Here is a 26,349-nt window from a genome sequence, read left to right as displayed (position 1 = left end):
CGGGATCGGGACAGGCCGCGCAGCGGCCAGGGGGAGGGGAACTACAGCGACCGCGTCCGCCCGCCATCGACGGGCAGGTTGACGCCGGTGATGTACGACGCCGCCGACGAGCACAGGAAGGCGATCGCCGCCGCGGTTTCCTCTGGGCGGGCGAAGCGCCGCATCGGGATCTCAGCGACCATCTTGTCGAACACTTCCTCGCGGCTGCGGCCGGTCTTGCTCGCGGTGTTGTCGATGATCTGCTCGATGCGCGGCGTCTGTGTCGAACCGGGCAACACGTTGTTGACGGTGATGCCCTTGGCCGCCAGCTCGGTGGCCAGGGTCTTGGCCCAACTCGCCACCGCCCAGCGCGTGGTGTTGGACACGCCCAGCCCTTGTAGCGGCTCCTTCACCGAGGTCGAGATCACGTTGACGATGCGGCCGTAGCCGTCGCGCTCCATGCCTGGAATCACCGCTTCGGCGAGCACGTGGTTGGCGATCAGGTGCTGGCGGTAAGCGGCCTCGAACGCGGCGATGTCGGCGCCGTGCACGGTGCCCGGCGGCGGGCCGCCGCTGTTGTTGACCAGGATATGGACCGGTTTGGCGGCGACCAGGGCATCAGCCTTGCTGCGCAGCGTATCGGTGTCGTTGCTGTCGACGGCGATCCAGCCGTGGGCCTGGCCGGATTGCGGCCTTGGCAGCTGCGTGGCCAGTTCGCGCAGGCGCTCCTCGCGACGGGCGAGCAGGGTGACGTCGGCGCCGAGTTCAGCCAGGGCCTGCGCGGTGGCCAGGCCGATGCCCTGGCTGGCGCCGCAGACGAGGGCGTGTTTGCCGGTGAGGTCAAGGTCCATGTCAGTTTCCTTGCGATTCGGTGATGCGCTCGCGCATCAGCACCGCCGTATCGCGGCTGTCGTCGCGCGGTTGCTGCGCGAGCTGCTCGATGACGGAATGGCGATTGGCAAGCGGGTGGTTCTGGCTGAGCTTGAACTTCAGCTCGATGCGTTCGGCACGCAAGCGGAAGCCGACGATACCGCGCAGTTGGCTGCGGTGGTCGTCGCGCTCCGGCTCGAAGCGCCAGTCGCTGCCGACCGTGGCCTCGTGCTGGCCGCTGAGGCCATCAACCACCGCCGACAGCGCGGCCTCGTCGTCGAAGATCTGCAGGCTGCCGTGCAGGTGCGCGACCGCGTAATTCCAGGTCGGCACGCGTGCGGCCTCCTCCTTGTCGAGGTACCAGGCCGGGGAGACATAGGCATGCGGGCCGTGGAAAATCGCCAGCGCGGGGCCGGTGTGGCGCGATTGTGGATTCGGCCGTGCCCAATGCCCGATCAGTTCGACGCTGTCGCCCTCGCGGCGGTACAGCACCGGCAAATGGCTCACCGTCGGCGTGTCACCGCGCACGGTGATCAGGGTGATGAAATTGTCGTGGGCCGCGAGCCGGTCGAGCGCGCCCAGATCGGATTCGGCGAACGAGCGCGGCAGGTACATGGCGTGGCCGTTCAGTGCCGCGGCGGCAGCTTCTGGATCATCTGCCCGCGCAGCGTGTCGGCATCGTCGCCACGCGGAGGGGTCAACTCGCCAGGCGCGAAACCACGGGCGAGCGCGTCCTCGTCGTCGAGGCCGTCGAGCGAGACGAACTCGGCGTCCATCAGCGCCGCACGGGCGCTGTCCTCGCTGTCGTAGGCCAGGGTGTTACCATCGCTGTCCAGCACTTCGGCGGTACCGGCCTCGAGCACGTGCAGGCGTGCCCAGATCACCGTGCGGCCGATCGTCGCCAGCCACCATTGATAGTCGTTTGTCATCCAGTCACCGTCGACAGCAGCCAGAGCAGGCCGGCGCAGACCAGCCCGGCAATGATCGTGAGCAGGGAAATCCGCGCCGGGTTGGCCAAGCCGTTGAGATTGCGGTCGTCGACGCTCAGGTAGCCGCGGCGCAGCAGCCAGCCCCAGGCCGATGGTCGTGCGAAGGCGCCCTCACCAAGCCGGTCTTGCAGCGCGGGGTGGCGATCGCGGATATGCACCAGCGACAGCGGCCAGAAGATCACGAACGCGCAGAAGCCGGCGATGGCCACGGCGACAAACAGCAATGCGAAAAACAGGATCATGGGGATGCCGTGATGGATGATTTGTGATTCGTGATTGGGTGATCGGTTTTACGAGTCACGAATCCCCAATCACGAATCACGGCTTGTCAGAACTCGGCCTGGCCCGGCGCACGCGGGTAGGGGATGGCGTCGCGGATGTTGCTCAGGCCACACACGTACACCACCAGCCGCTCGAAGCCGAGGCCGAAGCCGGCGTGCGGCACCGTGCCGTAGCGGCGGAAGTCGCGGTACCAGCCGTAGTGCGCCGGGTCGAGGCCGAACTGCGCCATGCGCGCGTCGAGCATGTCCAGACGCTCCTCGCGCTGGCTGCCGCCGATGATCTCGCCGATGCCCGGCGCCAGCACGTCCATCGCCGCGACCGTCTTGCCGTCGTCGTTGAGGCGCATGTAGAACGCCTTGATGTGCTCGGGGTAGTTGGTCACCACCACCGGGCGGCCGACGTGCTCTTCGGTCAGCCAGCGCTCGTGCTCGGTCTGCAGGTCCAGGCCCCATTCGACCGGGAACTCGAACTTCTTCTTGGCGTTCTGCAGCAGCTTGATCGCGTCGGTGTACTCGATGCGCTCGAACGGCGCGTTGACGAACGACTCCAGCCGCGTGATCGCATCGGGCTGCACGCGTTCGGCGATGAAGGCCAGGTCGTCGGCGCGCTCATCGAGGACGGCGCGGAACATGTACTTGAGGAACTCCTCGGCCACGCGCGCGTCCTCGGCCAGGTCGGCGAAGGCGATCTCCGGTTCGATCATCCAGAACTCGGCCAGGTGGCGGGTGGTGTTGCTGTTCTCGGCGCGGAAGGTCGGGCCGAAGGTGTAGACCTTGCTCAACGCCAGCGCATAGGCCTCGACGTTGAGCTGGCCGGACACGGTCAGGAAGGTTTCCTTGCCGAAGAAGTCGCGGCCGAAATCGACCTCGCCCTTGCCGTCGCGCGGCAGGTTGGCCAGGTCCAGGGTGGATACGCGGAACATCTGCCCGGCGCCTTCGGCGTCGGATGTGGTCACGATCGGCGTGCTGATCCAGTAGAAGCCGTTCTCGTGGAAGTAACGGTGTGCGGCCTTAGCCAGGCAGTCGCGGATGCGCGTCACGGCGCCGAACAGGTTGGTGCGCGGGCGCAGGTGCGCGACCTCGCGCAGGAACTCCAACGAGTGCGCCTTGGGCTGGATCGGGTAGGTCTCGGGGTCTTCGACCCAGCCGACCACCTCGATTGCGCTTGCCTGGATCTCGAACGACTGGCCCTGGCCCTGCGAGGCCACCAGCGTGCCGGTGGCGATGACCGCGCAGCCGGCGGTGAGGTGCTTCACCTCGGACTCGTAGTTGGCCAGCGTATTGGGCGCGATCACCTGGATCGGCGCGAAGCAGGAGCCGTCGCTGACATTGACGAAGCTGAGCCCGGCCTTGGAGTCGCGCCGGGTGCGCACCCAGCCGCGGACCGTGACTTCGCCGCCGGCAGGCAACTTGCCTGCAAGCGCATGATCGACACTGACCACCGTCATGCCTTGAATCCTTGCCGCATCGGGCCGATATGGGAGAGGCCGGAGTTTACCGGGTGAGTGCAGGCACTTGCGAGGCATTGCCCCGCGCCCACGCAAACACCCGGTCACGGAAGGCCGGGACAGGACATGCGGAGCCTGTCAGGTTTCGCCAGGATGGCACCCGTCCTGACGCTTATAATGTGCCGCTATCAGATGTGCCGCAATTACTGGAGTCACCATGGCCGTCACCCTTGCCCCCGCTGCGCTCGCCCGTGTCCAGCGCTACCTGGTCGACACGCCGGATGCGCTTGGCCTGCGTTTTGGCGTGACCCGCACCGGCTGCTCGGGCTGGCAGCACATGGCCGATCTGGCCCGCGACCAGCGTGAGGGCGACACCGTGTTCGAGCAGGACGGGGTGCGCATCTTCGTCGATGCGGTCAGCCTGCCGCTGGTCGACGGCACCGAAATCGACCTGGTCAAGCAGCGCCTCGGCGAGCAGTTCGTGTTCCGCAATCCCAACGCCAGCGCCGAATGCGGTTGCGGCGAGAGTTTCACCACCGAGGCCGACGCGGCCTGACGGCCCGCGCCTCCGGCTGGACGCGGCCGTGCCTTGACCGCATCCGGCAACGCGCGCGAACTGCGACGCGCGGCCTGGTCAGCCAACTTTCGTCATAAGCCCCCGGCGCAACGGTGGGGCTAGACTCGGGCCATGCTCCGAGGGGAATCCGCCATGCTCCGTCCCGTGTTGCTCGCTGCGGCGATCGCCGCCTGTTTCGTCGCGCCGCTGGCGCCCACCCACGCCCAGACGGCCGTGCAGACCGTGCCGGCGCGCAATGCCACCACCCAGGCGCTGTACGTGCTGTTCGACGACGAGTGGGAGCGCGGCATGCGCGAAAACCCGGAAGAAGCCAGCTACCGCGGTGACAAGCGCTACAACGACCGCTGGACCGACATGAGCCTGGCCGCGATCCAGTCGCGCATGGACGGCGACCGCAAGACACTCGAACGCCTGCGTGCGATCGACCGCAAGGCGCTGTCGGACAGCGATCAACTGCACTACGACGTATTCGCCTGGGACCTGGAAAGGTCGGTCGGGCGGCAGAAGTACCGCGAGTACCTGCGCCCGGTCAGCCAGCGCGGCGGCATCCAGACCGCCGAGGGAATCGCCGAGGTGCTGCCGTTTGCCAGCGTGAAGGATTACCGCGACTGGCTGGCGCGCATGCGCGCCCTGCCGCCGGTGATCGAGCAGAGCCAGGCGTTGATGCGCGAGGGCGCAGCCGCTGGCAACACGCCACCGCGGGTGCTGATGGAGCGGGTGACCGGCCAGATTCAGGCGCAGATCGTCGACGATCCGACCCAAAGCCCGTTCTACAAGCCCTTCGCCCGGTTCCCCGACAGCGTGCCGGAAGGCGAGCGTGCGGGGTTGCAGGCCGAGGCGAAGCAGGTCATCGCCGAGCAGATCGTGCCGGCCTACCGCGCCTTCGCTACGTTTTTCGCCAACGACTACCTGCCCAAGACCCGCGAATCCATCGCCGCGGTCGAGCTGCCCGACGGCCAGGCCTATTACGACTTCCTCGCCGGCTACTTCACCACCACCGACCTGAGCGCCGACCGGATCCACCAGATCGGGCTGAAGGAAGTCGCGCGGATCCGTGCCGAGATGGAGAAGATCAAGGCCGAAGTCGGCTTCAAGGGTTCGCTGGCGGAGTTTTTCCAGTACCTGCGTACCGACCCGAAGTTCTTCTACAAGACGCCGCAGGAGCTGTTCACTGCCTACCAGGCCATCTCCAAGCGGATCGATCCGGAGTTGGTCAAGGTGTTCAAGACCATCCCGCGTCTGCCCTACGGCGTGCGCCCGATCCCGGACAACATCGCCCCGGACACCACCACCGCCTACTACCAGCCCGGCGCCGTCGACGGCACCCGCGCCGGCTACTACTACGTCAACCTGTACAAGCCGGACGTGCGACCGAAGTGGGAAATGATGGCGCTGAGCCTGCACGAGGCGGTGCCGGGCCACCACTTCCAGTTCGCGCGCGGCATGGAACTGCCGGACGTGCCGATGTTCCGCCGCATCGGCTACTTCGTCGCCTATGGCGAAGGCTGGGGGTTGTATGCGGAGCGCCTGGGCTACGACATGGGCCTGTACGACGACCCCTACGACCGCATGGGCCAGCTGGCCTACGACATGTGGCGGGCGGTGCGACTGGTGGTCGACACCGGTATGCACAGCAAGGGCTGGAGCCGCGACAGGGCGATCGCGTTCTTCATGGACAACTCGCCCAAGACCCGCCAGGACGTGGTCAACGAGATCGACCGCTACATCGGCTGGCCCGGTCAGGCGCTGGCCTACAAGATCGGCCAGCTGAAGATCTCGGAGTTGCGTGAGAAAGCGGAGAAGGCGCTGGGGGCACGTTTCGACCTGCGCGAATTCAACGACGCGGTGCTGGCGACCGGCTCGGTGCCCTTGCAGGCACTGGAGGCACGCATCGACGCCTGGATCGCAGCCCAGCAACGCAAGCCGGCCCAGGGCTGAACCGGCCATCGGGCAGGGCAAGGGCGTCCATTTGCGCCTAAGCCCTTGATGCTGCCATAATTTCCGGCTCCAGCGCGGCCGTCCGGTCGTGCCGGGCCTTGCCCTACCGCGCCAGCGTCTCGACGACGGGTGGCGGGGGGCTGATCTGGCGGGCGAAAGCCCGTCGACACCCACAAGGAACAACCAATGCGTCATTACGAAGTCGTGTTCCTGGTCCACCCGGACCAGAGCGAGCAGGTGCCGGCCATGGTCGAGCGCTACAAGAGCTTGATCGAAGGCGGCGAAGGCAAGATCCACCGTCTCGAAGACTGGGGCCGCCGTCAGCTGGCTTACCCGATTGAGAACCTGGTCAAGGCCCACTACGTCCTGCTCAACATCGAGTGCAACCAGAGCGTGCTCAACGAGCTGGTCGACGGTTTCCGCTTCAACGACGCCGTGCTGCGTCACCTGGTCATGAAGCGCGATGCGGCCGACACCGAGCAGTCCCTGATCATGAAGTTCAAGGACGAGAAGGGTGACAAGCCGGAGCGTGGCGAGCGTCGCCGTCGTGACGAGGAAGAAACCGCGGTCGGCACTGCCGACGTCGCCGACGACAACGTCGAAGCCGCCTGATCACGCTTTCTTAGGAGCGCACACCCATGTCCAAGTTCTTCCGTCGCCGCAAGTTCTGCAAGTTCACCGCCGAAGGCGTGAAAGAGATCGACTACAAGGATCTCAACACCCTGCGCCAGTACCTCACCGAGACCGGCAAGATCGTGCCGAGCCGCGTGACCGGCACCAAGTCGAAGTACCAGCGCCAGCTGGCGACGTGCGTCAAGCGCGCTCGCTTCCTCGCGCTGATCCCGTACACCGACAACCACAACGCGTGATGTGAGTCCGCTGTGAGAAACCCGCGCATTCCCGCGCGGGTTTCTCCAGGACAAGCGTCGCTGCACATCTACCTGTCATTCGGACAGCCCCAGTTGCGGCGCATCGCCGGCATAACCTGCGGCAACGCCACTAACGAATACGGAGCAACACCATGCAACTGATTCTCCTGCAGAATGTCACCAACCTCGGCAAGCTCGGCGACAAGGTCAACGTCAAGCCGGGCTACGGCCGCAACTACCTGGTGCCGCAGGGCAAGGCCGTGCCGGCCACCGCCACCAACCTGGCCGATTTCGAAGCCAAGCGCGCCGAGTACGAAGCCAAGGCCAAGGCCCAGCTGGAAGGCGCCGAAGGCCGCAAGGCGGCGCTCGAGGGCGTCGAGGTGACCATCACCGCCAATGCCTCGACCGAAGGCAAGCTGTACGGCTCGGTCAGCCCGCGCGACATCGCCGAGGCGCTGACCAAGATCGGCCACAAGGTCGACAAGTCGGAAGTCGTGCTGGGCGAAGGCCCGCTGCGCCGCACCGGCGAGCACGAAGTGGTCGTGCGTCTGCACGCCGACATCGAATCGACCGTCAAGGTCATCGTGGTTGGCGAGACCGCCTGATCCCGGCGAGTCAACGCAATCGAGTCACCCGAAGGGCGCCGCAAGGCGCCCTTCGTTTTTGCAGGCGACCTCAAGGTTTGATGGCAACGGCCTGTTGTTCCCGGACATCGCAGTGGCTGCGCAGCCATCGGCTGTTGTCAGATCTCCGACGAACGGATGACCCACCGGCATCTCCCTGTCTCAGCCCGTGAGATGCCGGCGTGCAATAGAGGTATCCACGCGATATCCACAGACTTATCCGTGGCCCCCGAGCGCGGCGATGACTACGATGCCCAACCCGTTCCAGCCATCCGGCCGTTTGCTCGGCCTTACAGCGGAGACTGCATCGTTGAGCACGCGCGCCGGTTTCCGTGGCGAAAAACGTTTCGAGACCCGCGCCGAGCAGCGCATCGACCACCTGCGCATACCGCCGCAGTCGGTGGAAGCCGAGCAGGCCGTGCTCGGCGGCTTGATGCTGACCTCCGAGGCCTATGACCGCATCGCCGACCAGCTCAGCGAGCACGATTTCTACCGCCGCGACCACCAGCTGATCTTCCGCGCCATCTGCGAGCTGGCCGAGAAGAACCGGCCGTTCGACGCGGTGACGCTGGGCGAGTGGTTCGAGTCGATGGGCCTGGCCGAGCAGGTGGCCGGCGGCGCCTACCTGATCGAGCTGGCCAGCACCACGCCGTCGGCGGCCAACATCGCCGCCTACGCCGAGATCGTGCGCGACAAGGCGATCCTGCGGCAGCTGATCGACGTCGGCACCGGTATCGTCAACGACGGCTTCCAGCCCGACGGCCGCGAGAGCAGCGAGATACTCGAGGAGGCCGAGCGTCAGGTGCTGGCGATCGCGCAGGCCAACAATTCCGGCAAGACCGACTTCACTCCGGTCAACAAGGCCCTGTCGGAGGCCTTCGATGTCCTGCAGACGCGCTTCGCCAGCGGCGGCAGCGTCACCGGCCTGCCGACCGGCTACACCGAGCTCGACGAACTCACCGCCGGCCTGCAGAAGACCGACCTGATCATCCTGGCCGCGCGTCCAGCCATGGGCAAGACCACGCTGGCGCTGAACATGGCCGAGTACGCCGCGTTCCGCAGCAAGCTGCCGGTCGCGGTGTTCTCGATGGAAATGTCGGCCAGCCAGCTCGCGCTGCGCCTGATCTCGTCGGTCGGCCGCGTCAACGCGCAGCGCCTGCGCACCGGCCAGCTCGAGGACGAGGACTGGAGCCGCGTCACCAGTGCGATCCGCCAGCTGCGCGAAGCCAAGATCTTCATCGACGACGAGCCGGGCCTGTCGCCGGTCAAGCTCGCTGCCAAGGCGCGCCGGCTCAAGCGCGAGCATGGCCTGGGCCTGATCGTGATCGACTATCTGCAGCTGATGTCGGTGCCTGGCAACAACGAGAACCGTGCCACCGAGATCTCCGAGATCTCGCGCTCGCTCAAGGGCCTGGCCAAGGAGCTGCAGGTGCCGATCATCGCGCTGTCGCAGCTCAACCGCTCGCTGGAAACGCGCGCCGACAAGCGCCCGGTGATGGCCGACCTGCGCGAGTCCGGCGCGATCGAGCAGGATGCCGACATGATCATGTTCATTTACCGCGACGACTACTACAACAAGGAAAACTCGCCCGACAAGGGCCTGGCCGAGGTCATCATCGGCAAGCAGCGTAGCGGCCCGACCGGTTCGCTCAAGCTCAAGTTCTTCGGCGAGTACACGCGGTTCGACAACCTGTCCCACGACTCGGTGGGCAGCTTCGAGTAATCGGCTGGTATGCGGCGGCTGGTGAGGACCGCCTCGACCGGCCTTGGCGCGGACTCGACGCAGGCCGGGGCAAACTCGCGCCATGAAGCGCGAACCGGTCGACTCGGAAGTGCTGCGCAGCATCGGCTACGACCCTGATACGGGTGTGCTGGAGCTGGAGTTCGACGGTGGCACCGTTTACCGCTATTTCGACGTACCTGCGCGCCTGTACGCCGGGCTGATGACGGCGCGCTCGCATGGCGAGTTTTTCAGCGATTACATCCGCAATGCCGGTTTCGACTACCTCCAGGTGTCCCCGCCGCCGGGTCATGACGATTGACGCGACCGTAACGCGGTGAAGTGCAGCGTGATCGTCATGCCTACCTCGGAGTTTTCCCCATGCGCGTCGTCCTGACATCGGTATTCGCCATCGCCCTGGCGGGCCTGGGGGCAGTATCGAGCGTGTCCGCCAAGCAACCGCCGAACAAGCAGCCGCGTTGCTACGACGTCGAGGTGCAGCGCCCCAAGGAGGTCAAGGACGAGCACAAGGTTACCGGCACGGCGCTCGGTGCGCTGGCCGGCGGCCTGCTCGGCAACCAGGTGGGCGGCGGCAGCGGCAAGAAGGTCGCCACGGCGGCCGGCGCGGTCGGCGGCGCCTTCGCGGGCCGCAAGATCCAGGAAAACCAGCAGAACAAGACCGAGACCGTGATCGAACGTCGCTGCGATTGATGCACGTGCGCCGCAATTCGGGCGTTTTGAGCCCTTGAAGCGGCCGGTCATTGCGATAGCGGAGCCTTCGTTCGGCGAGTTGGAGCCGACGATGCTGTGATGCGGGTGGAGGGAAGGCATCGCGTCCGATCGAAGGCTCCGGTACGCGGCATGGGTAGAATGGGCGGCACGAGATCGCGCCGCATCCGAGAACGAAGTGCACCAGACTCCAGGCATGCCCCCTGCCGTCAGCGAGCGTCCGACTCGCATTACCGTCCATCTCGACCATCTGGCATTCAATCTGCGCAGCATTCGCGCGCACGTGGGTGTCCCGGTGATGGCCATCGTCAAGGCCAATGCCTACGGCCACGGCCTGGTGCCCGTAGCGCTGCACTTGCAGGCGCAGGGCATCGAGCAGTTGGGCGTGGCCTTCGTCGAGGAGGGGGTCGCGCTGCGTCAGGCCGGCGTCACCGTGCCGGTATTGGTGCTGGGCGGCATCTTCGGTCGCCAGGTGGCGCAGTTCATCGCCCACGACCTGGAGATCACCGTTTCCTCACTCGACAAGCTTCGCCAGGTGGAAGCCGCGGCGCAGGCGCTGGGGCGCAAAGCGGTGATCCATCTCAAGATCGACACCGGCATGGAACGCGTCGGCGTGCACAGCTATTCCGCGCGTGCGTTCATCGAAGCGGCGGTGGCATCGCGATGGTGCGTGCTCAAGGGTATCTATTCGCATCTGGCGTGTGCGGACGATCCGGATTCGCCGATGACGATGCAGCAGTTGGAGCGCTTCCTCGGTGCCTGCGCGCACATCGAACGCCTGGGAGCGCCGATGCCGTTGCGTCACTTGGCCAACTCCGGCGGCGTGCTGCACTTCCCGGATACCTGGCTGGACATGGTCCGGCCGGGCATCTTGATGTACGGCGTGCTGCCCGATGCGGCCTCGCGACGCACCGTCGACGTCCGGCCGGCGATGTCGCTGGGCTCGCAGGTGGTGTACTTCAAGGTCGTCAAGGCGGGCAACCCGGTCAGCTATGGTGCGACCTGGGCGCCGGAGCGCGACACGCGCGTGGTGACGGTTCCCATCGGTTACGGCGACGGCTACCCGCGGGCGCTGTCCTCGCGCGGGGATGTGCTGATCCGCGGGAATCGCTATCCGATCGTGGGGCGCGTGTGCATGGACCAGTTCATGGTCGACATCGGTCAGGACAGCGTCTGGAACGAGGACGAGGTGGTGCTGATCGGCGCGCAGGGCGACCACGCCATCACCGCCGAGCAACTGGCGCAACTGGCCGGCATGATCCCCTACGAGATCCTGGTGGGCCTCAACGACCGCATCCCGCGTGAGTACCGCGGCGGTTCGCCTTCGTAGTGACTGCACACCCGATGCGAACGTGGCCGTTACGCTTCGCTCGTCGATACGCTGCCATGCAAGTCCAGGTTCTGCCACACCTTGCGTCTACGGCGGGGCATGCGCCGCGACGTTGACGTTGTTCCAACGCACATGATTCACTCGCCCCAGATGCTTGGGAGGGCGCATGGCCACAGCAGGATCGCGTATGGGGGCAGCGCGTAAACGCGTGCGCCGTGAGCCGATGTCCCGCGTGGACACGGCCTGGTTGCGCATGGAGCGTCCGACCAACCCGATGATGATCACCGGCGTGCTGATGTTCGCCGAGCCGATGTCGCTGGCGCGGTTGCGGCAGGTGGTCAAGCAGCGCTTCCTCGCCTACCGGCGTTTCCGCCAGAAGGCGGTCGACACACCGGCCGGTGCCTCGTGGCAAACCGACGAGAATTTCGACCTCGATTGGCATGTGCAGCATGCGGCGTTGCCCGGCCGGGGCGGCAAGCGTGCCCTGGAGCGCTTCGTCAGCCAGCTCGCCTCGACCCCGCTCAGCCACAGCCGGCCGTTGTGGCAGTTTCATCTGGTCGAACGTTACGACGGTGGCTCGGCCCTGGTCGCGCGCATCCATCACAGCTACGCCGACGGCATCGCGCTGGTGCAGGTGCTGCTGTCGCTGACCGACACCACGCCCGAACCGCGCAGCGGCAGCGAGCTGCCGCAGGCTTGGCTGAAGAAGGATCATGCCGACGTCGCGCGCCGGGTCGGTGCCGTCGACCGCTACATGAAACTCGGCAGCAAGGTCGTCGAGAAAGGCATGGAGGTGTACCGCGACCCGGGTCTGGCCGGTGTGCTGGCGAAGGAGGGCGGCGAGATCGCACGCGAACTGCTGCATGCATTGGCACTGTCCGACGACCCGCCGTCGCTGCTGCGCGGTCGGCTCGGTGTCAGCAAGCGGGTGGCCTGGGCCGAGCCGCTCGATCTGGAAGAGGTCAAGGCGGTCGGCCGTGCCTGCGACTGCACCGTCAACGATGTGCTGATGGCGACTGCGGCCGGTGCGCTGCGCAACTACATGATCGAACGCGGCGACGACATCGCCGGCGTGACCTTGCGGGCAACGGTGCCGGTCAACTTGCGCCCGCTCGAACACGCCAAGCAATTGGGCAATCACTTCGGCCTGGTATTCCTGGAGCTGCCGGTCGGCGAGGGCAACCCGATTCGCCGGCTGGAGCGCGTTGCCGAATGCATGAATGGCCTCAAGAATTCACGGCAAGCCATTGTTGCGTTTGGACTTCTCGCCGCGCTTGGCATGGTGCCCTCGGCTGTGCAGGGGTTGGCCTTGGAGCTCTTCAGCCGCAAAGCGACCGCAGTGGCGACCAATGTGCCGGGGCCGCAGCAGCCGCTGTACCTGGCCGGCTGCACTCTGCGCGAGATGATGTTCTGGGTGCCGCAAACCGGTTCCATCGGCGTCGGCATTTCCATCCTCAGCTACAACGGCCGCGTGCATTTCGGCTTGATTGCCGACGGCAAGTTGATCCCCGATCCCGACGCGGTGATTTCGCGCTTTGGTGCCGAGTTCGACAAGCTGCTGTATCTGGCATTGATGGGGGATTGGGACATCACGTTGAATGCTTTCGATGCCGAGGCGTTGATTCCTGCCGTAAACTGAATAGGGATCAGGCCTCGTCACTCATCACTGACGTTGGCGTGATTAGCTTGTGCCCGTCTGTTACACCGCCCAGATCAGAAGGATCTCGCCATGAACACCAAGATCAAGTTTGTGCTCGCCGCCGCAGCAATGGCGGCCATGCTTGCCGGTTGCGCCACCAGTGGCGGCGGTTATTACGGTGGCCAGCCGCAGCAACCGTATCCCTCGCAGACTCCGCCGCCGCAGGGAGAGCAGCAGGGCATGAGCAAGACCGGCAAGGGCGCGATCATCGGCGCACTCGCCGGCGTCGCCGCCGGCCTGCTCAGCGGCGATGACGCCACCGAACGCCGCCAGCGCGCTCTGGTCGGTGCGGGCGTCGGCGCGCTGTCCGGTGCTGCGATCGGCAACTACCAGGATCGCCAGGAACGCGCCTTGCGCGAGCAGATGGCCGGCACCGGCGTCGACGTGGTGCGCCAGGGCGACAACATCACCCTCAACATGCCCAGCGGCATCACCTTCGACTTCGACAAGTCGAATCTGAAGCCCGAGTTCTACCCGGTGCTCGACAACGTTGCCAAGACGCTGCAGGAGTACAACCAGACCATCGTCGAGGTGGCCGGCCATACCGACAGCGTCGGCAGCGATGCCTACAACCAGAAGCTGTCCGAGCAGCGCGCCAATTCGGTGGCCAGTTACCTGGGCAGCCGCGGCCTCAACCGCGAGCGTTTCATCGTGGTGGGTGCCGGCGAATCGCGCCCGGTCGCCAGCAACGATACGGATGCCGGCCGCGCCGAGAACCGCCGCGTCGAGATCACCCTGGTGCCGATCCAGTCGTAAGCCTGATCTGGCGCGTTATCGAGAACGGGCCGCATATGCGGCCCGTTTTTTTCGTGGCCCAGTACAGAACAGTCTTCAAGCGGACACACCACTGCCTTCGGGACGGTCTGGTGCCGAGCAGCATGAGCGCTGCTCCTGCATCGATGGGCAGGACACGCTGCCGTAGGAGCAGAACACACAGCAGTCGCCCGGCCTGGGGCTCAGGATGGCGCCGCACTCCTTGCATGCATGGAAGAACGTGCATGCGTTGCGGGGCATGAGCTCGCTGCTCGAATGGCTGCAGTGCGGACAGGTCAAGACGCTTTCAAGTTGCAGTTCTCGCATGTGTTACCTCTCATGAAAGAGGCGGTGCACGACAAAAACCAGGCTCCGGTAGGTCATGCCCATGCCGGCAGTAGGAAGGCAAATGCAGCCCCCAGAGCCGTGCAGGCCAAGGCCGCCGACCAGAGGGCGATGCTGGCCCGACGCAGACGCGTGCAGGCACGCCCCAGAGCCGGGTCCGAGGGGCACGGCAGCCACCGTGCCCGCCACAGCAGGATGCCTGAGAGGATCAGCAGCGCACCCGCGCCCCCGAACACCAGCGCCTTGTGCTCGGACAGCCATACCAGTTGCGGAACTGCGATCACCAGTCCCGCCAGTGCCGCGCCCGCGCCCAGCATCACCATCACCGCCGGCAACACGCAACACACCAGCGTGCCTCCGCTGGCCAGCAGCGCGATGAAGGCGACTCCGAGATTGCGCTGCAACGGGGCCTGCACGCCGGCGGCATCAGTTCTCATGCTTCACCTGCTGACGGATCTGATCGAGCGAGTGCTCCGTGCGGCGGATGGACACCACGGTATAGCCCGCGTCCTTGATCGCCTTGCGCAGCACGTCGTCGCCGATGTCGCTGCCGTCTTTGAGCTTCACCGCGACGATTCGGTTTTCCAGGCTGACAAACACGGCTTCGGTGGCGGCGAAGGCCTTCAGGGTCTTTTCGATGCCCTGCGCGCAAAAAGCGCAGACCAGGCCGTTGACGCTCATTTCGATGGTCTTGGCCGAAGCGAAGCCCGATACGCCTATCAGCAGGGCGGTCAGCAATACGTTGTATCGGTTCATGGAAGTAACCTCGGTCAGAAGTTGAACATGGCCATGGCTTGGACCTTGCCGTCGCGCGTGGCACCGATCTCGATCCAGGTGCCGCCCTTGAAGAAGCGGACCAGCAAGGTGATCTCGGTGCCATCGAACAGATCGCCGGTGTAGCGGCGTCCCTGCACGACGAACCAGGTGGCCAAGGTGTCGTAGTCGTGTGCGTACGGCGCCCACCCCAGTTGCAGGGTGTCGATGCGGTGCGAGAAGCGATCGCTTTCCTGCAAGTCGGAGCGGAATGCGGCGTAGACGCGACGGGTCTCGTAGTCGGTCTGGAAACCGACATTCCGGGCCAGGGTGCTGCCATCGAAATCGTTGCCGGTGGCCCGCCCGAGGCCGCCCCAGACAAAGACATTGGCCTGGGCGGCTGGCAGGTTCCAGCGTTTGGCGAGCAGGTTGCCGCGGGCATAGGCGATGTGCCGCAGCTTGTTGCCGTCCTCGCTGGCCAACTCCAGCCAGCCACCACCGGCGGACCACCAGTATTTGGGGGCGTAGAACACCTGCACTTCGTTCATGGTGCCGGCGCCGTACTCGGCCATGAGCGTGGTGCCCTTGGCGAACGCGATGGGCTTGGCCATCGCCATTACAGGCAGCAGCCCGAACAGCGCGAGCGCTGTCCAGCGTGATATGAGTTTCATCGATCTTCTCCGTGATCGCCGCGCGCAGCGGCGTAAGGGCGCAATGCGCCCGGAGTGGCTACGGAGAAATCAGACGATCGGTGGCCTGAGCGGGGTGTCGATCAGCCTGGAGAGGACGAACGCATGTCGCCACGCCGCGAATGCCCTGGCTGCCGGTACGTGCGCGACCACGCGCGCAAGCTCGGGCAGGCAGGTGACACCAAGGCACGCGGAGAAATCGCACTGTTGCGGCACGCAGCAGTCGCACGGTGACCCAGAGTCAGCCGACGCTTTGCTCATCTCGTCGCAGGGGGCATCGGTCATAGTCGCCGTGGCAGCCTGCAGCGAGTCCTTGATCCCTCGGGCGGGCGCAGCGGCAACAGGCGACGCCAGCGAGACCGCTAGAAGCAGGTGAAGCGCAATGCGGGTCAGCTGGCGCAGCGGCATGGTCGCATTCTATTCCTGCACCAACCCCTCGTCCGACCTTGCGTCGGCCAGAGCCCTCGCCAGAGCCTTGGCTACCTGATTCCAGAAAAGAAAGAGCCCGCGCAGGGCGGGCTCTTTCCGACAAATGGTGGAGGTGGGGGCTATTGAATTATGCGCTGTGATACCAATTTTGCGCGGTTCGTCGCAATCCACAATGACGAGTTACCGCCAAAGTTACCGCCAAGCCCAGCTCGCTTGGGTCAATTGGTTCGCTACTGGCCTCCCTCTCGCGTGCGCGATGCGGGCGGCGAGGCAGCCGCTACCGTGGGGCCGGAGGAGCGGCACCGGCAGATCCAAACGGGGCTGCCATCCCGATCCAACTCGGTGACTCTGCGTCCGGCACGGGGATATGCTCCACCAGCGCTGCACTCTCTCCACGGCCCCGTACCCAACGAGGGTCTCTTGGTAGCGCTGCTGCCAATGCACCTCCCAGATGTACAGGAGTCGCTCCGAGCTTATGAGGCAGTCGATGAAATACTTCCAAGAACCGAAGAACGACATCCTCAGCGCTAGGGAAGCGGCATTGCTTCTACGAACCGGCGTGGACTCGATCCTGAAGCTGATTGAGTCGGGCGTCGTGCCGGCTTTGCGCCTTAATCAAAAGCGCATAATCCTTCTGCGCGAAGATCTAATTGCCTACGTTCGAGAAGAAGGGAGAAAACAAGCCACTGCCAGACGAGTGGTCAAACAAGCCATCTCATCCCCAGTACCTTCACCAAGGCGGAGAGGTCGGCCGAGAAACCCCCACCCTGACTTAGCGCTATACGAAACGCTCATACAATCAGCCGAGAGCAAGAAGGAGGCCATGGCAGGAAACCTGCCCCGACCTCCGGCGACGCAAGGAAGCCGGGAAAGCGAAACCCTGCTTAGGCGTCACGCTCACCGGCTCCCAAAGCCGGCGCTTTGACCCCCAAACAGGGTGCACATAGATAAACGTAGCACACTACCCTACGTTCGGAACGCCTCTAACTGGACACCTGTGTCGGTTGACCCTGAATGGTCTGCTGGTGCTAATGTCCGCTTCTTTAATCGGGCGGTAGTGTCAAGGTCTTGCTTCTCCGTTGGTCGGAATCGTCGCCGCGTGGGTCACGCTTCTTTTCGCAGTCGGCTCGGTGAAGCTCGGCACGCTGCAGGCATTGGTCGGACGGAATGGAGAGCCTCGCTTTGGGGCGCGCTTGAGGGCGCAGCAGACATTTGCGGCTTCATCCAGACCATCGTCCACGCAGGGATGCCTCCGGCTGGGTTCCGGGATGTGACTTGCCTAGCTCATGCCACCGCCTCCTCAGAGCCCCAGCGGAACTCGGTGCCGTCGATCCACATGCGATGCAGGATGACGACCAACTTTCGGGCCACCGCTATCACTGCCCGGCGTCGGCCGCGCGTCTTGGCGAGCCGGACACTCCAGGCCTTGAGTGAGCACCATTGGTTGCTGCGCGTCACCAGCGCGTGTGCTGCCACGTACAGGGCGCTGCGCACGCCGGGGTCGCCAGCCTTGGAAATATGGCCCACGTTGTCGGTCTCGCCCGACTGAAAGTGCCGTGGCGTCAATCCGAAATGCGCTGCGACCGTTCGCGATGACTTGAATCGGGTTGGGTCGTCCACGGCCGCTCGGAAGGTCAGTGCCGCGATCGCACCAACGCCCGGTACCGTCATCAGACGCTGGCAGATCGGATCGGCGCGCACCGCGCCACCTCGTTGTCGAGTTTCAAAAAGGTCCGGTACAACACATGCCGGGCTTCAAGCAGCGGCAACAGCGCTCGCACAAAGGCCGGCTGGGCTTCGATCAACGGCCGCACCGTCTCATCGTAGGCGCCATGGGGTACGTGGCTGGAAAGCCGGATGCCGAAGACCTTGGGCAAGCCGCGCAACTCGTTCTCCAGATCCACGCATTTGGCCAGGACCATCCGACGGCTCGAAAGCAGGATTCGAAGATGATGACTTTCCAGGCTCTTCACGTGCACCCGGCTGTACCAGCCAGTGCGCAGGATCTGGGCGATGCCACGCGCATCATTGCGATCTGTCTTGTTCCGCATCGCGGACAGCGCCGCGGCGACCTGGCGCGCTTCAAGGCAGACCGTGTCGAACCCGGCCGCCTGCAAGCCATATGTCAGGTATTGCGTGAGCGCACCGGCCTCGAACGTCACGACGTTGAGGTCAAGGTTGAAGTCGTGAAGGCAGCGCACGATCGGGTCGACGTCAGCGGCGACCTTTGCTTCGTGCTGGATAACGCCCTTGTTCGTCGATGATGCAGATCGACACCGAGCGTAGCGAGGCATCCAAACCTGTGTAGTAGGTCATCTCATCTCTCCTAACCAAAGCCGGGGCTTTGGATTCTAGGGAGAGCTCGACCGAGAGTCGGTCCGCCCGATTACCGATGCTTCCGGGCGGACTCCCGGGTTCTACCCCGTTTCCAGAGTCTAAAAGCCTGGTCCTAGGCGTCCGGCCGGCGCTGCATGCGCGGGTTGTGGAAGCGTTCGATATAGTCGAACACGTCGGCCCTGGCTTCGGCCAACCTCAGGTAGCGGCGACGTTGCACGCGTTCGCGCTTGAGCAGCCGAAGAAGCCCTTCATGGCCGCGTTGTCGCCACAGTGGTCGACCGTGCTTATGCTGCTGATGATGTGGTGGTCCTTCAGGAACTGCTGGTAGTCGGCACTGGTGAACTGCGTGCCGCGATCGGAGTGCAGGACCACAGGGCCGCGATCCGGCCGCTGCCAACCGGCCATCATCACTGCTTTGAGCACCAAGTGACGGTCCTGCACCGGCGCCATCGACCAGCCCACCACCTTGTGGGAGAACAGGTCCAGTACCGCGCACAGGTACAACCAACCCTCGCCGTGGTTATGGACGTGCGTCGGCCGCACGCCGCTGGGTTTGTGTCGCCAGCGCCGCTTCTGCGGCACGCCGAACAGGCAGGTGACGGCCATCAGGCGCACCACGCGATTCAGGTTGGCCCTCTCGCACTCATAACTCAGCTCCTCGTGCATGCACGGCGCGCCATCACGCCATCACTGTCGTCATGACGCTGACCGATATTGTCCAGCAGCCGGGCGTTGTCCTGTGCACGCGCACTGGGAGGACGACAGGCCCAGGCATGCCTCCAACTCGCGTCGCCAACGGTGGATCTGGTAGGCGCGGATCCCAAGGTCACGGGCGATCTGCGACACCTTCGCTTGTATCGGGGACCGCACGCGGGTGCGCAATGCTCTTGGGTCTGCTGTGTTCGTGAAACGGCAACACGCCGTGCCCAAGCCAGTGTCATTTTGGACTATTGGCATTATGTGCTTGGCGTCTCAGTTCAAGGGGGCGGTGCATTGGACACTTCGTCTGCGGCGCAGGGGTTCCGCTTACGGAAGGGGTAAGGCACTTGGAAGTGCAGCACATATCCTGCTGGGACTGTGTGGCCTGCCCAACTCTTCCAATGCTTGGGCATAGGCATGATCGCCGTCTGTCCATGCCAACTATCGCGCGATAGGCTGCTGGTTCGTCCCGCGCGAAGAGGATCGCCGTCCGCTTCATCGAACTCGCTCATGCAATAGGGAGATTGCTCATGCTGCGTCTGGTTCTCGTTATTGGGTTGTGGATGCTCGCCATGTCGCACGCTGCTGCGCAGTCGGGCCAAGCATGGGAATTCTGCTCCAACCACGGTGTATCCGGTATCAAGGCATGTTTTGGCTCTCTAGAGGAAGCGGAGAGTTGGATGCGCCAGGACAACGCTGCATCGTCGCGTGGCCGAAAGTTTCTTGAGCAGGTGGAGGTCAGCGGGACAAACTGGACCAACAACAGTCCCAAGTCATACATCTATCGGGTGCGATCGAGGCCTGGAAAGCTCACGGGTCAGGAGTACGCCAAGCTGTACGAGTTCACCAGTTTTGGCGGGAACAGCGACTGGGTGTGCCATTGCGACAACGGCGTACCAACGTGCCGTGGCGGGTACGGCGACTGTGGGCCGGGTCAGTGCCAAGGGTGCCCAATCAACAACGGGGACCTCAGTATCCTCAAAGAGGTGCTCTCGCGAGATACCGGCGCACCTGGAAGCGCGTGCAATGTCACGTTCACGAGCGAATCGGGTTGGCCGTCTCCTCCGTTGTCCGCCGGTCGCATGAGCACATACCCGGATGGTTCGGGGCCTACGGCAAGCAACGTCGGTGCTTATGAGTTCGGCAACGGCTACGGTGGGTACGACGGCGTGTTCGCTGGGTTCGACCCGCGGAGCGTCTACAACAAGACTTTCGTGCGCAACTTCGGCGCCCGCAATTCGCAAGGTGTTTGCACCGGCAACTACCGCGAGAAGGCGGTAGCCTGGCGCGAGCAGGTTTTCGAGTGTGAAGCTGGCCTGGTGCCGGTAACAATAAAGCTTAATGCGCAAGGCGGGTATATCCCGGCGCCGCAGGTCGGGAGCATGGATTCGGTGTGCGCCAGCAACGAATCCGGCATCGTCGAAACACGGCTCGTTCCAACGCGGGAGTGTCCGTACAACAATCCATGCGTACCAGCGACGGGTGCCAAGATTCAGCGGGAAGAAGACTTCAAGCAGGGCCTGCTGGAATTCTCACGCTACTACAACTCGATCCGCTTGAAGCTTTCAAATCTGATGATGGGGCCGAGCTGGAACCACCAGTACTCGGAGCGCGTGTATGCGCCTAACAGTTCCCATATCCTGCATGTGGCGGACGATGGCAATGTGGAGCGGTTTGACGCGGGTGCCGAGGTGGGCGGCTACTATTCCGTCAACGAATACGGGTCCGTGCTACGTAAGGTGGGGACGACCGGATGGGAACTGAGGACAGGCGATGGGCTGCTGAAATCGTTCAATACGCAGGGTCAGCTCACCGCCATAGAGCGCTTGGGCGATGCTAGCAGCCGCCTCACGATGTCATTTGCGGCATCGCAAGGAATGGACACCTCGTTGCAGGGGAACCCGGCCGGGGTACTGGAGCGCGTGACAGACTCAATGGGGCGCTCTCTCAAGTTCTACTACGGGGTGATGAACACTGTCGTCGGTTCGGGTGCCGTCTCCTTCGACCCTTGCGTGGATTCGGCCGATCTCGCGACCTGCCGTGGGCGCCGCCTGCTCGCCGTGGAACTGCCGGATGGAAGCGTCATTACTTATGGCTATGGGCTGAACGGCGAGCCGACGGTCGTTGAATACCCCGATGGGACCTCCCGCAACTATCACTACAACGAGTCAGAGAACATCTGCCCAGTTGGGGCGAATGGTTGCCCTGCTACTCCTCCTGCAGGCGGATTTCCACATGCGTTGACGGGTATCAGCGAGAAGTCGGCGACTGGGGTGGTAAACCGCTTCGCAACGTTCCAGTTCGACCATAAAGGGCGGGCGATATCGACATCCCATGCGGGTGGAGTAGACCGCTTGATGATTGAGTACGACACCACTGGAACGGGTGCCGAATCCGCGACGCTGTCCTTCGCTGAGGGCAAGCAACTGGTCTTGGAGATTTCGCCACGCAGCGGCATCTTCCGTAAACCCTCATCGAGGGTGGAGATGGCGGACGGCCAGTCCGTGCCCACGCTGATCTCTTACGCCTCCGCGTCATCGGCATGGGTGGGGAGCACGACGGATGGGCGCGGTAATCGCACGGATACCAGCTACCCGACGCTTCTGCGCGTGGTGCGAAAGGATGCGCTCACAACTGCTGGGGTTGTGACCGCTCAGACGAGAACGATCGACACCACGCGCGACGCGAGTACAGGGCAGCCATCCCAGGAGACTACCTACGATTCCTCTGGTGCGGCCGTGGCCATGCGCACCTGGCTTCGCAACTCGCGCGGACAACTGATTTCCCTATCGAGCAAGGATATGGCGACGGGCGAAATCAGGGCTACGACCTTCAGTTACTGCGAGCAAGCGGACGTGGATAGTGGGGCGTGTCCTGTGATCGGCCTTCAGACGTCCGTAGACGATCGGCGAACAGATGTAGCGGATGTCACCGAGTACCAGTACTACGCTACCGACCACGCCGACTGCGCCGTCTCGCCAACCACTTGCGCATGGCGCAAAGGTGACCTGTGGAAGGTTACCAACGCGCTTGGCCAGGTGACCGAGACGCTGCGCTACGACGGCGCCGGCCGCGTGCTGTCGGTGAAAGACGCCAACGGCGTCGTCACTGATTTCGAATACCACCCGCGCGGCTGGATGACGGCGCGCAAGGTGCGTGGTGCCGATGGCGCTAGTGAGGCCGACGGCCAGATCACCCGCATCGCCTACTACCCGACCGGGCTGGTCAGCAGCACCACGCTGCCGGACGGCAGCTTCACCTCCTACGTGTACGACGCGGCGCACCGGCTCACCGACATCGTCGATGCCGACGGCAACCGCATCCATTACACGCTGGACAGCGCCGGCAACCGCACCAGGGAAGAGGTGAAAGGCAGCGACGACAGCCTCAAGCGCACGCTGTCGCGCGTCTACAACCAACTGGGCCAGTTGCAGGCCGCTAAGGACGCCAGTAACCACCCCACCGGCTTCGCCTACGACGCCAACGGCAACACCGACACGGTGACCGATGTGCTGGGCCGGGTCACCGACAACGACTACGACCCGCTCAACCGCCTCAGCAAGACCATACAGGACGTGGCCGGCATCGCCGCGACCACGCAGTTCAAGTACGACGCCCAGGATCACCTGACCGAAGTCGTCGACCCCAAAGGCCTGAGCACGAAGTACCACTACAATGCCTTCGGCGACCTCACGCGGCTGGAAAGCCCCGACACCGGGGTCGCAACCTACGGTTACGACGCCGCCGGCAACCGCATCAGCGCACTCGACGCACGCGGCGAGGCGACGACGTACAGCTATGACGCGCTCAACCGCCTCACAGCCATCGGCTACAGCGACACCGCGCTCAACGTCGGCTACACCTACGACGCCGTGCAGCCCGATTGCACCGCTGGCGAGACGTTCGCGGCGAGCCGCTTGACGCGCATGACCGACGGCAGCGGCGCCACCCGCTACTGCTACGACCGCTTCGGCAATCTCACCCGTAAGGTGCAGACGACTAACGGTCAGAGCTTCACGCTGCGCTACGCCTACACCAAGGCGGGCCAACTGGCGGGCATCGAGTACCCCGATGGTGCGCAGGTCGACTACGTGCGCGACGGCCTCGGTCGCGCCACGGAGGTCGGCGTGACGCCCAGCGGCGGCAGCCGCCAGGTCCTGCTGACCGGCGCCAGCTACCATCCGTTCGGCCCGGTGGCTGGCTGGATGTTCGGCAACGGCCGCACGCTCAGCCGCACGCTCGATCTCGACTACCGGCCCAAGACCATCCTGAGCACGGGCACCGGTGCCGGCGGCCTGAATCTGGGCTTCGGCTGGGACGCCGTGGGCAACGTCGCCAGCCTGCACACCAGCGGGCTGGAGCAACCGCCGCGCGTCAGCTTCGACTACGACGCCCTCAACCGCCTGACTGCCTTCCGCGACGGCCCCGCCGGCGCAGCCATCGAGCAGTACGCCTACGATGCCACTGGCAACCGCATCAGCTTCACCAGCGCCGGCGGCACCGAGGCTTACACCTATCCGGCCGACAGCCACCGCCTGACCGCCGTTGGTGCCACCGCGCGCACCTACGACGCGATGGGCAACACCACCTCCATTGGCGGTACCGCCCGCGAGTTCGCCAACAACGCCGCCGGCCGCATGAGCGAGGTGCAGCGCGACAACGTCGTGGCGATGCAGTACGCCTACAACGGTCGCGGCGAACAGGTGCGCAAGCACCTGGACACTGGCAACACCTACACGATGTACGACGAGTCAGGGCAGTGGATCGGCGACTACGGCAGCACCGGTGCACCGACGCAGCAGGTGGTGTGGCTAGATAGCTTGCCGATCGGCCTGATTGCTAACGGCCAGCTCCGCTACATCGAAGCCGACCACCTAGGCACCCCGCGTGCGGTGATCGAACCGCAGCGCGATGTCGCGGTGTGGACGTGGGATATCACCAGTGAGGCATTCGGCAACAGCGCGCCGAGCCAGGATCCGGACGGGGACAGCGCGGCGTTTTTGTTGGATATGCGGTATCCGGGCCAACGGTACGATGCCGCTAGCGGGCTGAATTACAACTACTTCCGGGACTACGAGCCGGGAAGTGGGCGGTATGTTGAGAGCGATCCGTCAGGATTGGTCGACGGGCCTTCAACATACGGTTACGTGAGGCAAAACCCGCTCGCTCTGATCGACAGTCATGGCAACTCGGCACGGCCTGGGCCGGGGTACAGCTTCGACAACCACAAAGAGCTGGCCCGCGCAGAAGCCATCGCCAAGATGCAGCAATGCAATTTGGGCGGGGAGTGCGAGGGCAGCGACCCTTATGCCGTCAGCGAAATTGATCGCTCAAAGGTCATAAATAAGCTGATAAGCGCTGACATTGCTTTGGACTACACAGAGACCAATTGCGGTGCAACCGAACCGAATCTAGGTCCGAACACAATCACCATAGGTGGCGGAATTTTTTCGGGCCGCTGCTGCTCCATGGCCGCAGTTTTAGCTCACGAAGCCATGCATCTTGTCAGTGGTGATCCCTTCTCCACGAAGACAGAGGGGCAAGCAAGAAACATACAGCTTCGTTGTTTTAACTGCTCAACCGCATATCACTGAGGTGCTTATGAAGCCGCTAAGTTCTTTCGCTCTCTTGGCTCTGCTTCTAAGCGTTGCAGGTTGTGCCAAAAGTGGTTGCGTAGAGCGGATTTCTCATGGGACTTGGGAGGCGATAGGCCAAGAACCTCCCAAACAAGCCGCTGTTGAAGAAAAGTTTAAAGAAGGAGGGCTGTCTGCGCTTCTGACTGCCTTTGGAAAGCCGGAGGTTCAGTCAGAGGAGCGAGTGGCCTGGGTATTTGAAGCGCGCTCGGTTTCCCATAGGCAGCGATGTTCTCCTGATCTACAAGAAAGCATCTACGACCAGTCCTTTACGATTGTGACCGTACAGCTAGGACCGGAAACACGGGAATGTAGCTATGAAGTGAGGGAGCTGCTATCTGACAGTGTTTACATGGTCACGGATATAGCGCTCATCCCTCGTACTTCCTTAGGTCTGAAGGAAACCTCCTGCGGAACACACAAGGAACAGGTCCAGTAGGATGCGATGACAACCGCATCGACTGATACGACCGAAGCCCCGTCCTCACCGGCGGGGCTTCTTGTTTCAGCCGCTAGCGTCTTCGTTGACCTCGCGTAGCTCGGGCTGACGGCCGAGCCGCACGAAGAAATTCGCACGCAGGCTGGCATGGCGGATGTCCTGACCCCCGAGCATGCCGGTGCTGCCGGGCGCAAACGCATCCACCACGGCCCAGGCGTTGAAGACCGGGAACAGTTGGCCAGGCTTGTAGTCGTCACGCTGAATATGCTCCAGCACTTCGGTGATCAGCAGTTCGGCAGCGGCCTCATCGCCGTCAGCTTTGCCTGCAGATAGAGGTTGCGCACCCAGCAGTGCTTGGCTGTGTCCAGCACGTTGTGGCGATCGAACAGCACGCCGTCACGAATCTCGAACTGGCGATCACGGGCCATCAGCACCATCCTGACCGAGCATCGAATCGAGCACCTGCGCGATGGCGCGCTGCTTGGCTTTTGGCAGCGCTTCGATCTGTTCAAGTTGCTGCTTAATCTTCGGCGCCGGTCCGCGCTTGCCGCGGCCCAACGTCGGCTTGTCTTCGCTGTCGACCAGTTCTTCGAACGAGAGGTCGAGCGATCGCGCGAGGGGCGGTAGCAGCGCCACCGCGACGCGGAGCGTGCCGCCCTCGTAGGGCGCCATCGTCTGCTGGGCGATGCCGAGTTGTTCGGCGAGTTGTACCTGGGTGATGCCGAGCGCCTTGCGGCGTTCGGCTATGCGGCGGCCGAGTTCGCGGTAGTAGGTCTTGTCGGTGACGACGGCCATGGTGGGGCGAACGCATATCTTGGCGGCAGGATGGGCCCCAAACCCGACAAAAAGAAAGCCGACGAATAGTGATCCTTCGATTGCAGAATGAAAGCAAGAGCCCCGCCCAGTGCGGGGCTCTTGCTTAGCCGCTGACGCGTTTGCGCGGCCGGCTCCAGCGCTGGGCTTCATGCTTGAGCAGCATGCGTGCAGTCTTGTTGGCCAAGGCCACGCAGGCCACATTCGGGTGCGACCGCTCGGCCAATCGTCGCCGCTGCTGCATGCATAAGGTGACGCCACTCGGGCAGCGCCGTCCCAGCCGGATCAGCTAGTCGCTGACCTGTCCGAGCTGCTCACTGGACGGCCACTGCGTCGGGTCGCGGCATCGCTGAGTGTGACCCTTGCGGACCTACCGCAGCAGGCTCGGGGCCGCGACGAGGCAGGTC

25 protein-coding genes and 2 pseudogenes are annotated in these 26,349 nt (G+C 64.1%); 12 read left to right on the top strand and 15 right to left on the bottom strand.

Annotated features, from left to right (window positions below):
- Nucleotides 1–41: 41 nt before the first annotated feature.
- From ACFOLC_RS01055 to asnS, 5 genes are all read right to left on the bottom strand, one after another.
- Nucleotides 42–830 carry an SDR family oxidoreductase gene (locus ACFOLC_RS01055; protein ID WP_386756851.1) on the bottom strand — a complete coding sequence of 263 codons (789 nt, stop codon included), beginning with the start codon at nucleotides 828–830 and terminating at the stop codon, nucleotides 42–44.
- Between the two features lies 1 nt (nucleotide 831).
- Nucleotides 832–1,464, bottom strand: coding sequence for an FMN-binding negative transcriptional regulator (locus ACFOLC_RS01050; RefSeq protein ID WP_386756850.1), 633 nt, complete (start codon nucleotides 1,462–1,464; stop codon nucleotides 832–834).
- 11 nt (nucleotides 1,465–1,475) lie between these two features.
- Nucleotides 1,476–1,778 carry a hypothetical protein gene (locus ACFOLC_RS01045; RefSeq protein ID WP_386756849.1) on the bottom strand — a complete coding sequence of 101 codons (303 nt, stop codon included), beginning with the start codon at nucleotides 1,776–1,778 and terminating at the stop codon, nucleotides 1,476–1,478.
- Entirely contained in the window at nucleotides 1,775–2,080 is a 306-nt protein-coding gene (locus tag ACFOLC_RS01040) for a hypothetical protein (RefSeq protein ID WP_386756848.1), read from the bottom strand. Before ACFOLC_RS01040 ends, ACFOLC_RS01045 begins: the two co-directional genes overlap by 4 nt.
- Before the next feature lie 86 nt (nucleotides 2,081–2,166).
- Nucleotides 2,167–3,567 (bottom strand): asparagine--tRNA ligase, encoded by a 1,401-nt coding sequence (gene asnS / locus ACFOLC_RS01035; RefSeq protein ID WP_386756847.1) that lies wholly within the window; start codon nucleotides 3,565–3,567, stop codon nucleotides 2,167–2,169.
- 217 nt (nucleotides 3,568–3,784) lie between these two features.
- Between asnS and ACFOLC_RS01030 the strand changes: the two genes are divergently transcribed.
- From ACFOLC_RS01030 to ACFOLC_RS00980, 11 genes are all read left to right on the top strand, one after another.
- Nucleotides 3,785–4,123, top strand: a complete 339-nt coding sequence (locus ACFOLC_RS01030; protein WP_386756846.1) for a HesB/IscA family protein — start codon at nucleotides 3,785–3,787, stop codon at nucleotides 4,121–4,123.
- Nucleotides 4,124–4,276: 153 nt separating this feature from the next.
- Nucleotides 4,277–6,082, top strand: a complete 1,806-nt coding sequence (locus ACFOLC_RS01025) for a DUF885 domain-containing protein (RefSeq protein ID WP_386756844.1) — start codon at nucleotides 4,277–4,279, stop codon at nucleotides 6,080–6,082.
- A 186-nt stretch (nucleotides 6,083–6,268) separates the two neighbouring features.
- The gene (gene rpsF, locus ACFOLC_RS01020) at nucleotides 6,269–6,694 is read left to right on the top strand and encodes a 30S ribosomal protein S6 (protein WP_386756843.1); all 426 of its coding nucleotides are present in this window, start codon (nucleotides 6,269–6,271) and stop codon (nucleotides 6,692–6,694) included.
- A gap of 26 nt (nucleotides 6,695–6,720) precedes the next feature.
- Nucleotides 6,721–6,951, top strand: a complete 231-nt coding sequence (rpsR, locus tag ACFOLC_RS01015) for a 30S ribosomal protein S18 (protein ID WP_386756842.1) — start codon at nucleotides 6,721–6,723, stop codon at nucleotides 6,949–6,951.
- A 152-nt stretch (nucleotides 6,952–7,103) separates the two neighbouring features.
- On the top strand, nucleotides 7,104–7,556 hold the full coding sequence (gene rplI / locus ACFOLC_RS01010; RefSeq protein ID WP_386756840.1) for a 50S ribosomal protein L9: 453 nt from the start codon (nucleotides 7,104–7,106) through the stop codon (nucleotides 7,554–7,556).
- Between the two features lie 328 nt (nucleotides 7,557–7,884).
- Entirely contained in the window at nucleotides 7,885–9,297 is a 1,413-nt protein-coding gene (locus tag ACFOLC_RS01005; RefSeq protein WP_386756838.1) for a replicative DNA helicase, read from the top strand.
- 82 nt (nucleotides 9,298–9,379) lie between these two features.
- On the top strand, nucleotides 9,380–9,616 hold the full coding sequence (locus tag ACFOLC_RS01000) for a KTSC domain-containing protein (RefSeq protein WP_386756837.1): 237 nt from the start codon (nucleotides 9,380–9,382) through the stop codon (nucleotides 9,614–9,616).
- A 59-nt stretch (nucleotides 9,617–9,675) separates the two neighbouring features.
- Nucleotides 9,676–10,005 carry a glycine zipper 2TM domain-containing protein gene (locus ACFOLC_RS00995; RefSeq protein WP_386756836.1) on the top strand — a complete coding sequence of 110 codons (330 nt, stop codon included), beginning with the start codon at nucleotides 9,676–9,678 and terminating at the stop codon, nucleotides 10,003–10,005.
- Nucleotides 10,006–10,219: 214 nt separating this feature from the next.
- The gene (alr, locus tag ACFOLC_RS00990) at nucleotides 10,220–11,353 is read left to right on the top strand and encodes an alanine racemase (RefSeq protein ID WP_386756835.1); all 1,134 of its coding nucleotides are present in this window, start codon (nucleotides 10,220–10,222) and stop codon (nucleotides 11,351–11,353) included.
- A gap of 223 nt (nucleotides 11,354–11,576) precedes the next feature.
- Nucleotides 11,577–12,992: a WS/DGAT/MGAT family O-acyltransferase gene (locus ACFOLC_RS00985; protein ID WP_386756834.1), complete on the top strand. Its 1,416-nt coding sequence runs from the start codon at nucleotides 11,577–11,579 to the stop codon at nucleotides 12,990–12,992.
- A gap of 90 nt (nucleotides 12,993–13,082) precedes the next feature.
- Entirely contained in the window at nucleotides 13,083–13,808 is a 726-nt protein-coding gene (locus ACFOLC_RS00980) for an OmpA family protein (RefSeq protein ID WP_386756833.1), read from the top strand.
- A gap of 75 nt (nucleotides 13,809–13,883) precedes the next feature.
- Here ACFOLC_RS00980 and ACFOLC_RS00975 read toward each other — a convergent pair whose 3' ends face one another.
- The 7 genes and pseudogenes from ACFOLC_RS00975 to ACFOLC_RS00945 all read right to left on the bottom strand — a co-directional run.
- Nucleotides 13,884–14,132: a GDCCVxC domain-containing (seleno)protein gene (locus tag ACFOLC_RS00975; RefSeq protein WP_386756832.1), complete on the bottom strand. Its 249-nt coding sequence runs from the start codon at nucleotides 14,130–14,132 to the stop codon at nucleotides 13,884–13,886.
- A 53-nt stretch (nucleotides 14,133–14,185) separates the two neighbouring features.
- A complete protein-coding gene (locus ACFOLC_RS00970; protein ID WP_386756830.1) occupies nucleotides 14,186–14,587 on the bottom strand; it encodes a hypothetical protein in 402 nt (133 codons plus the stop codon).
- Nucleotides 14,577–14,888, bottom strand: a complete 312-nt coding sequence (locus ACFOLC_RS00965) for a heavy-metal-associated domain-containing protein (RefSeq protein ID WP_386756829.1) — start codon at nucleotides 14,886–14,888, stop codon at nucleotides 14,577–14,579. Before ACFOLC_RS00965 ends, ACFOLC_RS00970 begins: the two co-directional genes overlap by 11 nt.
- A 32-nt stretch (nucleotides 14,889–14,920) precedes the next feature.
- Nucleotides 14,921–15,574: a hypothetical protein gene (locus tag ACFOLC_RS00960; protein ID WP_386756828.1), complete on the bottom strand. Its 654-nt coding sequence runs from the start codon at nucleotides 15,572–15,574 to the stop codon at nucleotides 14,921–14,923.
- Nucleotides 15,575–15,643: 69 nt separating this feature from the next.
- The gene (locus tag ACFOLC_RS00955; protein ID WP_386756827.1) at nucleotides 15,644–16,000 is read right to left on the bottom strand and encodes a hypothetical protein; all 357 of its coding nucleotides are present in this window, start codon (nucleotides 15,998–16,000) and stop codon (nucleotides 15,644–15,646) included.
- A gap of 1,305 nt (nucleotides 16,001–17,305) precedes the next feature.
- Nucleotides 17,306–18,337 (bottom strand): annotated as a pseudogene (locus ACFOLC_RS00950) (IS110 family transposase).
- A gap of 133 nt (nucleotides 18,338–18,470) precedes the next feature.
- Nucleotides 18,471–18,871: pseudogene (locus ACFOLC_RS00945) on the bottom strand (transposase); the annotation flags it as partial.
- Between the two features lie 716 nt (nucleotides 18,872–19,587).
- Between ACFOLC_RS00945 and ACFOLC_RS00940 the strand changes: the two are divergent.
- A complete protein-coding gene (locus ACFOLC_RS00940; RefSeq protein ID WP_386756825.1) occupies nucleotides 19,588–24,651 on the top strand; it encodes an RHS repeat-associated core domain-containing protein in 5,064 nt (1,687 codons plus the stop codon).
- A gap of 544 nt (nucleotides 24,652–25,195) precedes the next feature.
- Here the strand turns inward: ACFOLC_RS00940 and ACFOLC_RS00935 are convergent.
- From ACFOLC_RS00935 to ACFOLC_RS00925, 3 genes are read right to left on the bottom strand one after another with little or no spacing between them, the layout of a single operon-like run.
- Nucleotides 25,196–25,405, bottom strand: coding sequence for a hypothetical protein (locus ACFOLC_RS00935; protein WP_386756824.1), 210 nt, complete (start codon nucleotides 25,403–25,405; stop codon nucleotides 25,196–25,198).
- 8 nt (nucleotides 25,406–25,413) lie between these two features.
- Nucleotides 25,414–25,557 (bottom strand): hypothetical protein, encoded by a 144-nt coding sequence (locus ACFOLC_RS00930; protein ID WP_386756823.1) that lies wholly within the window; start codon nucleotides 25,555–25,557, stop codon nucleotides 25,414–25,416.
- Nucleotides 25,547–25,924, bottom strand: coding sequence for a helix-turn-helix domain-containing protein (locus ACFOLC_RS00925; RefSeq protein WP_386756821.1), 378 nt, complete (start codon nucleotides 25,922–25,924; stop codon nucleotides 25,547–25,549). The genes ACFOLC_RS00930 and ACFOLC_RS00925 overlap by 11 nt, the downstream gene beginning before the upstream one ends.
- Nucleotides 25,925–26,349: the final 425 nt, after the last annotated feature.

Source organism: Lysobacter cavernae (assembly GCF_042648505.1).
GTDB lineage: Bacteria > Pseudomonadota > Gammaproteobacteria > Xanthomonadales > Xanthomonadaceae > Lysobacter_L > Lysobacter_L cavernae.
The sequence above is the reverse complement of the archived record's forward strand: the minus strand, read 5'-3'. Positions and strand labels throughout refer to the sequence as shown.